Source organism: Mycoplasma sp. HS2188, assembly GCF_025209835.1.
Classification (GTDB): domain Bacteria; phylum Bacillota_I; class Bacilli_A; order Mycoplasmatales; family Metamycoplasmataceae; genus Mycoplasmopsis.
Genome location: NZ_JAOAOI010000010.1, coordinates 13096 through 28182 on the forward strand (window position 1 = coordinate 13096; position 15087 = coordinate 28182).

The 15087-nt window shown below is 30.5% G+C and carries 12 protein-coding genes and 1 pseudogene; 3 read left to right on the forward strand and 10 right to left on the reverse strand.

Annotated elements, in window-relative coordinates; translation table 4 throughout:
• Positions 1 to 10 precede the first annotated feature (10 nt).
• The 7 genes from lon to trpS form a co-directional block, all read right to left on the reverse strand.
• Positions 11 to 2821: an endopeptidase La gene (gene lon, locus N1F73_RS03105; protein WP_396888694.1), complete on the reverse strand. Its 2811-nt coding sequence runs from the start codon at positions 2819 to 2821 to the stop codon at positions 11 to 13.
• 119 nt (positions 2822 to 2940) lie between these two features.
• Positions 2941 to 5286, reverse strand: a complete 2346-nt coding sequence (locus tag N1F73_RS03110; RefSeq protein WP_260360070.1) for a leucine--tRNA ligase — start codon at positions 5284 to 5286, stop codon at positions 2941 to 2943.
• Between the two features lie 21 nt (positions 5287 to 5307).
• Positions 5308 to 5985 (reverse strand): MPN527 family putative ECF transporter permease subunit, encoded by a 678-nt coding sequence (locus N1F73_RS03115; RefSeq protein ID WP_260360071.1) that lies wholly within the window; start codon positions 5983 to 5985, stop codon positions 5308 to 5310.
• Complete coding sequence (gene upp, locus N1F73_RS03120) at positions 5985 to 6611, reverse strand: uracil phosphoribosyltransferase (protein WP_259290491.1); 627 nt, start codon at positions 6609 to 6611, stop codon at positions 5985 to 5987. Before upp ends, N1F73_RS03115 begins: the two co-directional genes overlap by 1 nt.
• Positions 6612 to 6741: 130 nt before the next feature.
• A complete protein-coding gene (locus N1F73_RS03125) occupies positions 6742 to 7155 on the reverse strand; it encodes an MAG3450 family membrane protein (protein ID WP_259290490.1) in 414 nt (137 codons plus the stop codon).
• On the reverse strand, positions 7148 to 8896 hold the full coding sequence (gene thrS, locus N1F73_RS03130; RefSeq protein WP_260360072.1) for a threonine--tRNA ligase: 1749 nt from the start codon (positions 8894 to 8896) through the stop codon (positions 7148 to 7150). The genes N1F73_RS03125 and thrS overlap by 8 nt, the downstream gene beginning before the upstream one ends.
• 8 nt (positions 8897 to 8904) lie before the next feature.
• On the reverse strand, positions 8905 to 9903 hold the full coding sequence (gene trpS, locus N1F73_RS03135) for a tryptophan--tRNA ligase (protein ID WP_260360073.1): 999 nt from the start codon (positions 9901 to 9903) through the stop codon (positions 8905 to 8907).
• A gap of 88 nt (positions 9904 to 9991) precedes the next feature.
• Here trpS and N1F73_RS03140 point away from each other — a divergent pair, with 88 nt between their 5' ends.
• Positions 9992 to 10354, forward strand: a complete 363-nt coding sequence (locus N1F73_RS03140) for a PTS sugar transporter subunit IIA (RefSeq protein WP_260360074.1) — start codon at positions 9992 to 9994, stop codon at positions 10352 to 10354.
• A gap of 142 nt (positions 10355 to 10496) precedes the next feature.
• On the opposite strand, the gene N1F73_RS03145 is transcribed toward N1F73_RS03140, so the two are convergent.
• On the reverse strand, positions 10497 to 11402 hold the full coding sequence (locus N1F73_RS03145) for a GIY-YIG nuclease family protein (protein WP_259290486.1): 906 nt from the start codon (positions 11400 to 11402) through the stop codon (positions 10497 to 10499).
• A 250-nt stretch (positions 11403 to 11652) separates the two neighbouring features.
• The gene (locus N1F73_RS03150) at positions 11653 to 12837 is read right to left on the reverse strand and encodes a phosphoglycerate kinase (RefSeq protein WP_260360075.1); all 1185 of its coding nucleotides are present in this window, start codon (positions 12835 to 12837) and stop codon (positions 11653 to 11655) included.
• A 391-nt stretch (positions 12838 to 13228) separates the two neighbouring features.
• Between N1F73_RS03150 and N1F73_RS03155 the strand changes: the two genes are divergently transcribed.
• Together N1F73_RS03155 and N1F73_RS03160 are read left to right on the forward strand one after the other, a co-directional pair.
• Positions 13229 to 13774 carry a restriction endonuclease subunit S gene (locus N1F73_RS03155; protein ID WP_260360076.1) on the forward strand — a complete coding sequence of 182 codons (546 nt, stop codon included), beginning with the start codon at positions 13229 to 13231 and terminating at the stop codon, positions 13772 to 13774.
• A 12-nt stretch (positions 13775 to 13786) separates the two neighbouring features.
• Positions 13787 to 14863, forward strand: coding sequence for a restriction endonuclease subunit S (locus tag N1F73_RS03160; protein ID WP_260360077.1), 1077 nt, complete (start codon positions 13787 to 13789; stop codon positions 14861 to 14863).
• A gap of 37 nt (positions 14864 to 14900) precedes the next feature.
• On the opposite strand, the pseudogene N1F73_RS03165 reads toward N1F73_RS03160, so the two are convergent.
• Positions 14901 to 15087, reverse strand: a pseudogene (locus tag N1F73_RS03165) (restriction endonuclease subunit S); the annotation flags it as partial.

The window sequence follows — 15087 nt, forward strand, 5'->3', positions numbered from 1 at the left end:
CCTTCTTTTTTTATTTAAATAAAACTTCATAGATTTCATCATAGCTTTCGACTGGAATAAATTTAATTGCTTCCTTAACTTCTTGAGCAATGTCTTTCAAGTTTTTTTGGTTTGATTTAGGTATAAATACAGTTTTAACACCTTTTTTATACGCCGCAAACGATTTTTCTTTTAGTCCACCGATTTCAAGGACACGACCTCTTAAAGTAATTTCGCCAGTCATTGCTACATCTTGGCCAACTGGTTTGTTGCTTAATGCAGAAATTAAAGCAGTGGTGAAAGTAACACCGGCACTTGGTCCGTCTTTAGGTACAGCTCCTTCTGGAACGTGAATGTGTACTTCATTTTCCTCAAAGTTGAAATCAATATCAAATTTTTTGGCATTAGATCTTACATATGAATATGCAATAGCTGCCGATTCTTTCATTACATCTTTTAATGAACCGGTTAATTTAAAGCCACCGTTTTTGCTTGGATATGGACTAACTTCAATTTGTAAGGTGCTTCCACCAATTGATGTGTAAGCCAAACCATTTACAACACCAATTTGAGGTTCGCCCACTTTATTGTTTTCACTGTATTTTGGAGTTCCAAGTAATTCAAAAGCAGTTTCTTTATCAATCTTGAATGTTTCAATTTTTTCGCCTGAAACAATTTTAGTTACTATTTTACGTGCTAGTTTATCAAATTGACGTTTTAAAGCACGCACACCGGCTTCGGCTGTGTAATTTTTAATAATTGCTTCAATAACATCATCTTCAATTTCGAATTGTTCTGGTTTTAAATGAGCTTGACGAATAGAAATTGCAATTAAATGTTCTCTCGCAATTTTGATTTTTTCGCTTGTTGTGTATGAGTTCAACTCAATAATTTCCACTCTATCCAATAGAGGTGCTGGAATATTTTCGTAATAGTTAGCAGTTGCAATAAACATAACTTTTGACAAGTCATATTCATGTTCTAAGTAGTTATCTTGGAATTTTGTGTTTTGTTCAGGGTCTAGCACTTCTAACATCGCTGACGATGGATCGCCTTTATAATCTGAAGACATTTTATCAATTTCGTCAAGTAAAATTAATGGGTTTGAGACACCTGCTTTTTGAACAGCTTTAATAATTTTACCAGGCATTGATCCAACGTAAGTTCTTCTGTGACCTCTTATTTCACTTTCATCGTGAACCCCACCTAGTGAGATTTTAATGTAACTTTTGTTTAGAGCTTCAGCAATTGCTCTAGCTAATGATGTTTTACCAGTTCCAGGAGGACCTACTAAAGTTAAAATTGGAACATTATTGAAATTTTTCTGTATTTTTGTTGAATTTTCTTGATTTTCTTTGAATAATTCTAAATCAATTTGGTGCCCATTGTCAAAAGGTAATAGAGTTTTATTTTTGTTTTTGCTTATCTCATTTTTGTGATTGATGATTAATGATAGATATTCAATAATTCTCTCTTTCACTTCACCTAAACCGTAATGGTTTTTGTCTAAGATTTCTCTTGCTTTTTTGATATCTAATGTTTCAACTTCTACTTTTCTTCATGGAAGTGATTTTAAGGTGTTAATGTATGTACCAGTAATATTGGCATCAGGAGTTCCTGACATCATTCCTTTTAATTTTGAAGTTTCACTTTTAATCAATTTTGTTACTGAATCAGGGAACATTTTTGCTTTTTTATCATTACGCATGATTTTTGAATATTCTGATTCTTCTTCTTCGGGATCTAAATCTTCTGATTGTAAAATTTCTTTTATTGATTTTAATTTTTCTTTAAGTAGATATTCTCTTTGTTGTTTTTCTAGATTATCTTTTACTTTTTTATTGATTTCATCTTCAATTGAGTATTTTGAAACCGATTCTTTTTCTTTTTTTCTTGGTTTGATTGTAGGTTCAAAAACAAAAGTATCGTCCTCTAATTCTTTAGGCATTTTTCTTTTGCCTATTAAATCACTAAATAATTCAATATTTTCAAATTCTTTTTTCTCTTTTGGTGAAAGATCTTTAATAAAGTAAAATCTACGAATAAAATTAGATACTATATAAATAGCTTCTTGAATATTTTCGCTACTTAACATTTTTAATTTAGTTAAGCTATCTACCCCACTATAGTATGAAATCGAAGCAACTACATCAATTAATGAAGAAAAATTCATATTTGTATCATAACCAGCATATCCTTTTTCGTTAGTATCAGTATTAACTAATGAATATGGACTGTTTTCAACAACTGTAAATGTGATTTTTGCTCATAAGGTTGTTTGTGCTAATTGGGTAACTGCTTCTTCGATTTGACTCAACATTGCAGTTGATTCCACAAATTTTTCGACATCGTCGTTGTATGGAACTTTGACTGTTTCCATCGCAAATGCGTCTTTTAATAATTCTGTTTTATTGCCTTCTTGATCATACATATCTTTTCAAATATGTCTGCTAATTCCTGCTAAAAGTAGTGATCAAACACCATTTTCTTTTTTGACTACTTTTTTAACACGAGCAAATGTTACAAATGATTCAATATCTTCTGAGGTTAATTCCTCGTAGGCTTTAGCTTCATTTTTTTGAATTAAATCAAGATCTACAACATTGTATGCTAAAACTAAGTATTCATCTTTGCGTTCTGATGAATCAACATTTTCCGCATTTAACATTTCCTCTTCGTTTTCAATTTGATTATTAACTTTGTTTTGTAATTGTGTTAAGTATTCTTCGGTTCAAAATGAGCCATAAGGTATTACATCAATTTTTCTAACTTCGTGACCGTAAATCACACTATTTGATAACTTAGGATATCCTAATCTGGTGATTAAAAATTTCTCTTTCATTTTTACCTCTTTCATTTCCTATTATTGAATATATTTTAGCACAAAGCGAGTTAGAGTGCTAAAAATAAAAAAAATTGTGAAAATTTATTATTTTAGTTGCATATAAATAGAAAAAAGGCTTACTTAGCCTTTATAACTATGTTTACTATTTTATTTGGGACAAAAATTTCTTTAACAATTTCAGCATCTTTTAACCAATTTGATACTTCAAGTTTTGCTTTAGTAATTACTGTATCTTTAACATTTTCGTTTTTATCAACACTAATTTGACCACGCATTTTACCATTAATTGTAACACCATAATTAATAGTGTCTGATTCTAATGCCTTATGGTCGATATCAAAATCATAAAGGTTTTTTAAATCAAAAAATCTTGATGATAATTCTCATGCTAAGTGAGGTATAAAAGGTTCTAATAGATTTAATATCACATAGAAAAACTCAGTATTTAATTGGTTAGAATCAACTTTGTCATAGGCGTTCATTGTTTCCATACATCAAGCAATTAATGTATTAAATGAGTAGCCATTGCGACGATCATTAAATATTTCTTCTTGTTTTTTCAATCCTAAGTAAAGTTTGCGACGTGCATTTTTTTCATCTTGGTTCAGTTTTGATACATCAATGTTTTTGAAATCTACAACATCTAGTTTTGCTGCTTTTTCAATCAATCTTTGAATAAATTTACTGCTACCTTCAATCCCTGAAGTTGATCATTCAAGTTCTTTTTCAGGTGGGGCGGCGAATAAAATAAATAGTCTTAATGTATCGGCGTTATATTTAGCGACCGCATCATTAGGGCTAACTGTGTTACCTTTAGATTTTGACATTTTAGCACCATCTTTAAGCACCATTCCTTGTGTTAATAAATTAGCGAAGGGTTCTCTAAAATCTACATAACCTAAATCAGCTAAAACTTTATTGAAAAAGCGAGCATATAATAGGTGTAAAATTGCGTGTTCAACACCACCAATATATTCGTCAACTTGACCTCAGTATTTTGAAGAAACCTTATCTATAGCAACTTGTGAACGTAATTTAGGTGGCACGGTGTATCTTAAAAAGTATCAACTTGATTCAAAGAATGTATCAAAGGTGTCTGTTTCACGTTTTGCATCAGCTCCACATTGGTGACATTTAACATTTAATCATTCAGGATTGGTTTGTAATGGATTACCCGGTTTTGTGAAATCAACTTCTTCAGGTAAAGAAACTGGTAAATTAGCAATTGATTCAGGTATTACTCCACAAACTTCACAATGAATCATAGGGATCGGTGCTCCCCAATATCTTTGTCTAGAAATACCTCAATCTCGCAAGTTCATTTGGGCGTCTTTTTCTAAATTAGTGCTATCTATTTCAAAATTGTTTTGTTGTGTTGGCAGATTATTTTTTAAAGCAAACTCGTAATGACTTTTTAGCTTATTACCATTCACAAGAACAACACGATCACTAGCACCTATTGAAGCAAAATCACTAACTACTACTGGGTATTTATGCGAATTTAAACTTGAGCTAGCATAAATATTAAGTTTTAGTCCTAATTGCTGTGAAAAATCTTTAGCAATGGCTCTTGATTGAATTTTTTCAATAAATTCACTCTCTTGTTGACTGATTAATCCAAGATTAGTCATTTTTTGCACTAGCGGATGAGATGCAGAGATTGAAAAGAAATCAAATGTTTTTAACTCTTCTACATCTTTAACAAAAATACTCAAAGTGTCTATTTTTTGATCTTCACAAAAAATGTCAAATTCAACTTTATTTCCGTGCTCAAAACCTATTCATCTTTTTTGCATTGTTAACACTTTTTCAGGTCAGTGATCTGTAAGTGTGTTTAAATCATTTTGCAACTCTTGGGCATAATCTTTAATTTTTAGGAAGTATTGTTCCATTTCTTTTTGAACCACAGGTTGATCACAACGTCAACAAAAACCATCAATAACTTGCTCGTTAGCAAGGACTGTTTGGTCATTTTCACACCAGTTAAGTGGTGATTTTTTACGGTATACTAAACCTTTTTCCCACATTTGGATAAATAACATTTGTTCTCATTTAGTGTACTCGGGATCGCTCGTAATAACTTCACGATCCCCCCACGCAAACGAAATACCTAATCTTTTTAATTGCGGATTCATTTTTGCAATATTTTCATAGGTTCATTTTTTAGGATGAATACCATGTTTAACAGCTGCATTTTCGGCCGGTAAACCAAAAGCGTCCCAACCAAATGGGTGTAAAACATTAAAACCTTTACGGCGGTAATAACGTGCCATTACATCGCTAATTGAATAATTTCTAACATGTCCCATGTGGATATTTCCTGATGGGTATGGGAACATACTCAAAATATATTTTTTAGGTTTATCTGAATTATCTAAAGGAATTGAATATTGAGTTTCATCTCAATATTTTTGTCACTTTAACTCAACTTCTTGTTGATTATAATTAAATTTTTTTGTCATAATGCTATCCTTTTTGTTTTGTTAATTGTTCAAATGATAAATAAAGCTGCTACGAGCAAAAGTGGCGAATATGCCGAATAAAAAGATTGAGTTTATTAAGTAATTTGCTAAATTGAAACTCATAAACACAACTGAACCACCTAAAAAGTAATTCGGTATAAAGAAAAAAAATGGTTTAAAGTTTGCTTCATAATTTTTATATAAAGTTCAAAAACTAGCGTTAGGTAAATATTTAAATAAATAGAAAAAGGCAGGTGTGGCAATAAATAAATTAATCAGTGTCAAGGCAATACTTGCCAAAAATGTAGAAATAGTAAAAGCAATTAAATTTGCATAAATTTCTCTTTTACTGTGTTTATGATTCGACAATAATTCCTTAAATAATTTAAAAATTAGCAAATAAAATAGAATAAATACTGCTTGGGAAATAATTAGCATACCTTGACCTAATAATCCGGCAGGATCATAACCTAGGGCAGAATAGGAAGGGCCAATTACAAAAATTCCTATCAGTATTAATAATCCCCATCTAAATCCTAAAAGTCTAAATGCCGCTAAAGAAAAAACTAATGAAAAATTAAATTTTAGAAACGAGTTAAATGGTAAAAAAGAACCGATAAAATCAGTAATAATTGCCAAAGCTAAAAATAAACCGCTTAAAACTATTTTAAAAATAGTCCTTCTAGAATTGTAACGCATTATTTCGTACCATAGATGCGGTCACCAGCATCTCCTAAACCTGGTTCAATATATTTATTTGAATTTAGTTTTGGGTCGAGAGCTGCTAGATAGATTTTAAAATCTTCGCCAAATTGTTGAACTATTCTATCAACACCTTCTTGCACACCCACTAAACACAATAATTGAATATTATTAAAGCCATCTGAGCGCAATTTTTGAATTGCATCAGCTGCTGAACCACCAGTAGCCAGCATTGGATCAACAACAATAATATAACTATCTTTAGGAACTTCGGGCATTTTGTAAAAATATGTTTCGGGTTGGTGAGTGATTTCATCACGATATAACCCGATGTGTCCCACACGTGCCTTAGGCATTAATTGCAATAATCCTTCTGTCATTCCTAAACCTGCTCTTAAAATTGGCACAATAACAATTTCTTTGTCGTAAGTTTTACCGGCAAATTCTTTGTCAAGCGAAGTAATAACAGTTTTCGGTTTAGTTTGGTATTCACGCATAATTTCGTAAACCATTAATGATGCTATTTCGTTTAAATTTTGACGAAATACTGAGTGATCAGCATTTTTATCACGCATATTAGTTAGTTTTATAGAAATTAACGGATGTTCAATAACTTTTAACATTTCACCTCTTCATAAATTAAGATTAATATATAACTTAAATAATAGCATATAAAATTATGCAGAAAAAATGTTTTATTAATCTTTACTCATAACAAGGCTAATATTGCTGTGTTTTCATAAAAAAAACAAATTAAACCTCATTTTGGGGTTTAATTTGTTTTGCTTTATTTTCCAGAAAATCTTCAATTTTGCCAGTTATTATATTGACAATTAATGTCATCGGAATCACAATTCCAATCGCAATTAAAAGCTTTCAAAAAACCGTTAGTGCACTTAAAGAAAGCAAGATAACACTCAAAAATAAAATCCCTATCGGTATTGAAAAATTCAATGATTTGATTTCTAAGATATTGAATTTAACTAGGATAACATTAATTAATGTTGCTATTAAAAATATTGATATTGGTACAAAAATAATGATATTTTTATTGGTTATGATTTGGTTATTGAAGTCTTTAGTTGCGATTAGTCAAATAATTAGCAAAGGCAAAACAAAAGCGAAGGAAATATAAAATACTGCGCGTAGTGGTGCGTATTTATTCATGATGAGCTTTTAGATCGTTTAACATTAAGATAAACTCATTTAATGTCACTGTATAAGTTTCGTTTTCACCATATTTACGGTACGAAATTGTTTTATCAATAGTTTCTTGTTGACCTAAAATCACTTGATATTTCGATTTAGAAATTTGGGCTTCACGAATTTTTTTGTTCAATCTTTCGTCTCTATCATCTAATTTTACTCGAAAATCATGGGCAAATAATTCGTCAGTAATTTCTTTGGCATAGGCCAAGTTTTCTTCTAAATTAACTGGAATAACAGTTATTTGTTTAGGCGCCAATCAGAATGGTAATACTCCTTTAGTTTGTTCTAATAATATTGCAACAAAACGTTCATATGTACCGATTAAGCCACGGTGAATCATTACCGGACGAGTATCATTGCCGTCTTTATCAGTGTATTTTAAGTCAAATCTCATTGGTTGTAGGAAATCTAACTGAATTGTAGCCACAGTAATTTCATGTCCTAATGCTGTGTGAATTTGAATATCAACTTTAGGTCCGTAAAATGCTGCTTCGCCTGGAATTGCTTCATATTTAACATTCATTGAATCTAAAGCGTCTTTAAGCATTTTTTCGCTTTTGTTTCACATTTCATCATCATTGAAATATTTATCTTTATCGTTAGGATCTCTAAGTGAAAGTGAAATAAAACTAATTTGGGTTTTAAAGATTTTTAAAGTTTCATCAATTTGATTGTACATTCGAACAATTTCGTCAAAAATTTGGTCTTCTCTCACGTATAAATGACCCTCAGTTAAGAGCATTCCTCTCACACGTTCAAGGCCAGTTAAAGCCCCAGATTTTTCGTAACGATAAAGTTGTGATTGTTCAGAATATCTGATTGGTAAGTCACGATATGATCTTTTTTCCAGTCCGTAGCAAATATTGTGGTGCGGACAAGTCATTGGCCGAGGAATTAAACGTTCTTTTTCGACAATCAAAGGTGCGAACATATCATCTTTATAATGGGCTAAATGACCAGATATTTTGTATAACTCTTCATTACCAAAATGAGGAGTTAAAACTTCAGTAAAGCCGTATTTTCTATCCATTTTCAATACTAAATTGCGAATTTCATTGTGAATATACATTCCATCTTCAAGTCAGATTGGGAAACCTTGGCCGGTTAAAGGATGCACTGTGAAAATTTTCATTTCCTTACCTATTTTACGATGGTCTCTTTCTTTACGATCTTTTAAAAGTTCTAAATATGCGTCCAGCTCATCTTTATTTTCTCACGCAGTACCGTAAATTCTAGTTAACTGAATATTGTCTGAATTGCCTCTTCAATAAGCACCGGCTAAAGAAAGTAGTTTAAAGTTTTTCATGTTTTTTGTACTTTCGACATGGCCACCAGCACAAAGATCTTTAAATACTATTTCTTTATTCAATGGATCTTGTAAAGCGTAAAAAGTTATATTTTCGCCTTTTTGTTTTAGTTCATCATATAACTCTTTTTTATATGGTTTGTCAGTAAAATCATACTCGCTTTCGTCAATTTGAATTGTGACTAAGTTACGACTAGCAAGTTTTTTCATTAATTTTTCAATTTTATTTAATTCTTGATCACTGATAGGTTCTTTGAATTCAAAATCATAATAAAAACCTTCATCGGTTGCTGGTCCAAAACCAAGTTTTACACCTGGATATAATTTTTCAACTGCTGCCCCTAATAAGTGTGAGCAAGTATGATTTAATAATTTGTTTGCTTTAATTTTCATAAATACCTCTAGTTAAAACCCATTTTAGTTGCTAAGTCTTTAACAATTGGCTCACAAATTAATTTAGCTTTTTGTGCGCCTTGTGCAACGATTTGGTCAATGTGTAATTTGGCTTTTTCGTAATTTTGTTGAATTTTAATCAACTCATCTTTAACAATTTGGGCTACTGCTGTTTTAAATTCAACATAATTTGCGTCTTTAAATTTTTGTTCCGCTTCTTCGAGTGTTATTTCCGCTAATGATGCGTAAATATTCAATAAGTTCAATACTCCCGGCTTATGGTCGGCAATATAAACTTTATTTTCTGAATCAGTGACTGCTTTCATAATTTTTTTGTAAGCAACATCAGGATTATCGTGTAAATAAATTGTCCCTTTAACTGATTTATCACTTTTAGACATTTTTGATTCTGGATTAGTTAATGATTTAATACGTGCTCCCACAGGTGGAATAACACCCTTAGGTAATTTGAATTGAGTTTTGTATCTTTTATTCAATCTTTCGGCAATAATTTTAGTTAATTCCATATGTTGTTTTTGATCTTCACCAATCGGTACAACATCAGCGTTATAAATCAAGATATCAGCAGCCATTAATACTGGATACATCAATAAACCGACAGGAATTTTTTCAGTACCATTGTCTTGTTTTTCCAATTTTTGCGCCTTATCCTTAAATTGAGTCATTCTGCTCAATTCCCCCAGCGAAACTTCTGAAGTCATTAATCACTGAGCATATGCGTGTTCGTAAATATCAGATTGATAAAAAATTGTACTTTTTTGCGGATCTAAACCACAAGCTAAATACATTGCCACAATTTCCTTGCGAGCTCTAATATTTTCGCTAGGATCAACACCGCCAGTAGTTAGACCATGTAAGTCGGCAACAAAATAATAAGCATCATAATCATCTTGCATTTTAACAAAGTTTTTTAGAGCACCGATATAGTTACCTAAAGTTAAGTCACCAGTTGGTTTAATACCACTAATTAGTCTTAATTTTTTCATATTAACCTCCATATAAAATACGGTTTAATTATATTATATTGCTTTAAAATATCTACCACATATATATTAATATTAGTATAATAAAACTATGACGAAAAAAGATAAATTCATTATTGTAGTTTTAACGATTATTACATTAGGTTTTTGCTGACTGTTTTGATATTTGAAGAACAAAAAACATCAACGCATTTTATCAGGAAAACAAAATATTGTTGTTTCACAAAATAAAATTGATAGTCTTGTTAATTTATTAGGGGGGAGAGAAAATATAACCAGTGCCAAAGCAAGTGGTTCAAGATTATTTATTGTTGTTGATAAAAAAGAATTAGTAAAAGCAAGTCAAATTATGAATAATAAGCTTGCTACTGGCGTATTTATGTCTTCGAACAAAATTACCTTAATAATGGGCGAATACGCAGCTAGTTATGCTGAGCAATTATCGAATAACTAAGCAAAATTCTTTGTATTTGTCTATAAATTTATTCAAAAAAATGAAATTAAGAGCATATTCTTAATTTCATTTTTTTTAAATTTTTTGTTTTTATTTTGCTTTCGGGACCCTTGCGATATAAGTTGGATCAATATTTCTATTTTTATTCATCAATATTTTGTCTTTCCTCAAATTCTTTCAAGGTAATATTATCTTTAACTGTTTTTCAAGTAACTCTTCCATTTGAAGATCTGCCTAACACAAACGACGATGCATACGAGGGACTATTAAAAAGAATATTTTTAGTTAATTTGCCATCAACTATTTCATTATTAGCTCTACATTTATCTCTAATTTCTTTTAGTGATTTAGGCAAGGACACGGAATGAGACAGACGAATTGCGCTCCCTTTTAGGACTACGAAACCTTCACTTGTTCTCAAACAATTAGCTTCATAATTAACACTAGTTCCAGAATCTTCAACAGCAACAGAAAGGTGAAGCATTAAATCTTCATCTTTATCGTTATTATCTTCGATATTTTGCTTAACAACAGGCACAAAAACCTTATAACCCAAAACACCGAGAGCCATTTTTGAATATTCAACAAAATCCTCTAATTCTGACTCTTTTTCTTCAGTCACGTGACCAGCGTTGGGGTCGTTTGAATTCATTACGTGTAGCCTATCGGCAGAAGAGGCCATATTGGTAAATCTATTTTCAAGATAACTAATTTCGGTCGGTCCAAAAGAGTTATTTTGAGTAGTAAGAATAACAGCTTCGTTGAAATAATCCGGATCTTTTAAATGTTCCATAACTCTAAAAAGAATACCTTCTCCGTTTTTACGAATTCCGGCTTGACCAATATACACTTGATCTTCATCATCATCATTTTTACCAAAAAGAAAATATACACCGCTTTGTTTTAAATCTTGTCTGTCTTTGCTTTTGTCAAGATATAGTCTCGGAACCTTGAACGCAAGCCCAGTTCAATTTGCCATCGTGCATTTTATTCTTCCTGTAACATCACCATCCATTAGAAAAAGATTGAAATTTTTACTATTACTCATTTAATATCTCCATTTTATAATAACTACATCACAGTAAATAAATTATATATATATATATATATATATCAATAATAAAAACCGATATTAATTTTAGTTAAATGGGTAAATTAAAGTCTATAAACATTGAACTTAAATAAAATTAGCTAATTAACCTAATGGATATTCGTTTTACTCAATAAAAACAAACACACTTGATTTCAATCAATTGTGTTTGTTTATTGAATATTAAGCAAAATAATTAAGGTAATAACTATTTGTCTTGGATAGCATCAATTGCTGGTAAAAAGTGGTCTAAAAGATATTGTTGGCTAGCACCACCACCAGTTGACACGTGGTTAATTTTATCTTTAAAATTGAATTTTTCACTAGCTGATATTGTGTCACCGCCACCAATGATTGTGTATGCATTTGAATTTGCAATTGTTAGTCCAATTTCTCTAGTACCGAATGAACCAAAGTCTTTTTCGAATACACCCAATGGACCATTTCAGTAGATTAATTTAGCATCTTGTAATTCTTTTTTGAATAATTCAACAGTTTTAGGACCAACATCAATTCCGTCACGCTCAGGTGAAACGTTTTGATCTTCAGAAAAAATTGATTCAGTGTCGTCAAAACTTATAACACTTGCGTTATCTAATGGTAAAACAATTTTGGCTTTTGATGTTTGCATCAATTCTCTAGCAAATTCTAATTGTTCATCTTCGACAAGAGATTTACCCATTTCAAAACCTTTTGATTTTAGGAATGTATAGGCCATTGCCCCACCGATTAAAATTTTGTCCGCTTTTTGACTTAATTTTGTTAAGTAAGAAATTTTATCTTTAACTTTTGCTCCACCAACAACTGCTACAAATGGTTGAGAATTATTGGCAAAAGCAGCGTCAAATGCGTTTAGTTCTTTTTCAACTAACAATCCAACACCCGATTCTTTAACTCTCGAACTAATTCCAACGTTTGAAGCGTGTGATCTATGAGCTGTGGCGAAGGCATCATTAATAAATACTTCAGTAAATTTCGCTCATTGTTCGCCTAATCAATCTGCGTTTTTGCTTTCTGCTTTTTCGTTTAAATCTTCAAATCTAGTGTTTTCGACTAATAAAATTTCGCCAGGTTGTAATTTTTCAACAACATTTTCAAGGTTAGCACCACTAGTTGAAGGTGAAAAGTAAACTTTTTTCTTTAATAATCTTGATAACTCGTTAGCAACGGGTAGCAATGTTTTTGTTTCTAAATCGCTCTCACTTTTTACTCTACCTAAGTGTGAAAGTAAAACTACCTTAGCTTCATTTGCAATAGCATATTTAATTGTGTCTAAAGCAGCCACAATTCTTTCATTTGATTGAATAACACCATTTTTCATTGGCACGTTAAAATCAACTCTAATTGTTACTGTTTTATTTTTAAGATCAATATCTCTTATTGTTTTTTTCATATAAACTCCCTATGTTTGTTTATTTAATTTTATTAAATAAAATAAATAAGAACTTAATATTTTTAAATTAAAATAAACACTTACTTACAACAAATACTAAAACAATTCTTATTCTGATTTAAATTTATCAATTTTATTTAAAAAATCAACTTTTTTTCCGGAAAAAAAGGAAAAATAAAAGAATTGATAACACATTCAATTATTAAATATTGACTTTAATACCTTGAAAAAGGGAACATTAATTACACATCTGCATTATATTCACTACAAGAATGTAATAGTTTTAGTTGTTTTGAAAATGAACAAAAGAAAATATCCAGTATTTTTGAACACAGAAGACAACATATCACTTCTTCAGTGTAGATTAGAAACCGGTTAATTCATTGATATTGTGAGTAAATTTGTTCAAAAAACTGCTAAAAATTTTGAAATTATACAAAAAACAACGAACGCTTGAGAACAAAAAAGGGTAGGTGATATATTTGAAATAACACGTGGTGAAGTAATATCGACAACAAAACTTTCTCCTATAAAATCATCAAAATATATCTATCCTGTGTATTCTTCAAAGACCGTTAATAATGGGCTTTTGGGATATCATACAGAGTACTTATTTGATACAGCTATAACTTGAACTACAGATGGAGCAGGTGCGGGAAAAGTTGTGTTTAGACCCGGAAAATTCTATTCAACTAATGTTTCTGGTGTTTTGTTAGGCAAAATAAACTACACAAATAATGCCGTTGCACATGCATTAAATAATGTCGCTTATAAACACGTTGCAAGTGCCGGAATACCAAAATTAATGAACAATGTTATGGCAGAAATTAAAATATGCATTCCGTCGTTAAGTGAAGAATCCAATAAGATTTCTATATTAATAAATTCATTAAATATGGTTGTATCACTTCTTCAGTGTAAGCCAAAAACCTGTTAATTTGTTGATTTTGTGAGTAAATTTGTTCAAAAAACTGCTAAAAATTTTGAAATTATACAAAAAACAACGAACGCTTGAGAACAAAAAAGGGTAGATGACCTTGTATCAAGAGTACAAAAAACAACAATATCAATAAATGATTTGAAGACAAGAGGTAAATATCCTGTATATAGTGTCAATTCTTTTTTCGGGTTCAATGATAAATGATATACAAAATCAGATTCAGTACTTATTTCTGTTGACGGATCGGTAGGCGAATTGTTTTATTTACCCGCTAAAAACTGGTTTATTTCGACAAATAGTGCCATTTATTCAAAGGACAATATCGAAACAAGATTTCTATATTATTTATTACAAAATATTGACTTTAGTTCCCTGAAAAAGGGAACATTAATTCCACATTTATATTATAGTGATTACAAAAACGCAATGGTTTTTAGCTGTTCTAAAGACGAACAAAAGAAAATATCCAATCTTTTTTTAAAGACAGAAGACCACATATCACTTCTTCAGTGTAAGCTTAAAATCAGACAATACATTGATTTTATGAATAAATTTGTTGAAAAAACTGCTGAAAATTTTGAAATTATACAAAAAACAGCGAACACTTGAGAACAAAAAAGGGTAGGCGATATTTTTAGCGTTTATTCTGGCGACTTTGTTCCCAAATGAGAACTTAATGATAATAACAAATATCCAGTGTACAATGGTGGCATGACTTTTATGGGAAAATCATCAAAATTTAATCAAGAAAAAAATAAAATAATTATTTCGAGTAGAGGGGCGGCGGGATATACAAATATAATAAAAGAACGTTTTTGGGCGGGAAATTCAGTATTTTCGCTGGATTTTAAAGAAAATAAAAATTTGTCTCTATATTTTTATTATTTGGATTTAAAACAAATTCTAAGAAAAAATTATTGAATCTCGAATAGCAGCACTATTCCGGCAATTCTATTTAATGATTTAAATTCTCTTAATGTTTGAACAACCTCCAAAATTGAAGAAAATAAAATCGGAATTCTATTTGAAGGCATAAAAACATCAATATCACTTCTTCAGTGTAATTTTGTAAACTATCAAAATTAAATAAAAAACGTATATCAAACAGATATACGTACAGAATTTAAACAAACATCTTCTCAAGAAGTGTATTTTTTATATTTTCTAGCTTTTCTAACTTACGCTGAAGAAGTGATATGACATAATCTACGTTGTTTATCAATTTGCATATTTTTGTCTGTTCATCAACTTTTGGCTTGACAATAATTATTTTGACTAAGTCTTCAACTTTTATGCTTTTACCCATCCTC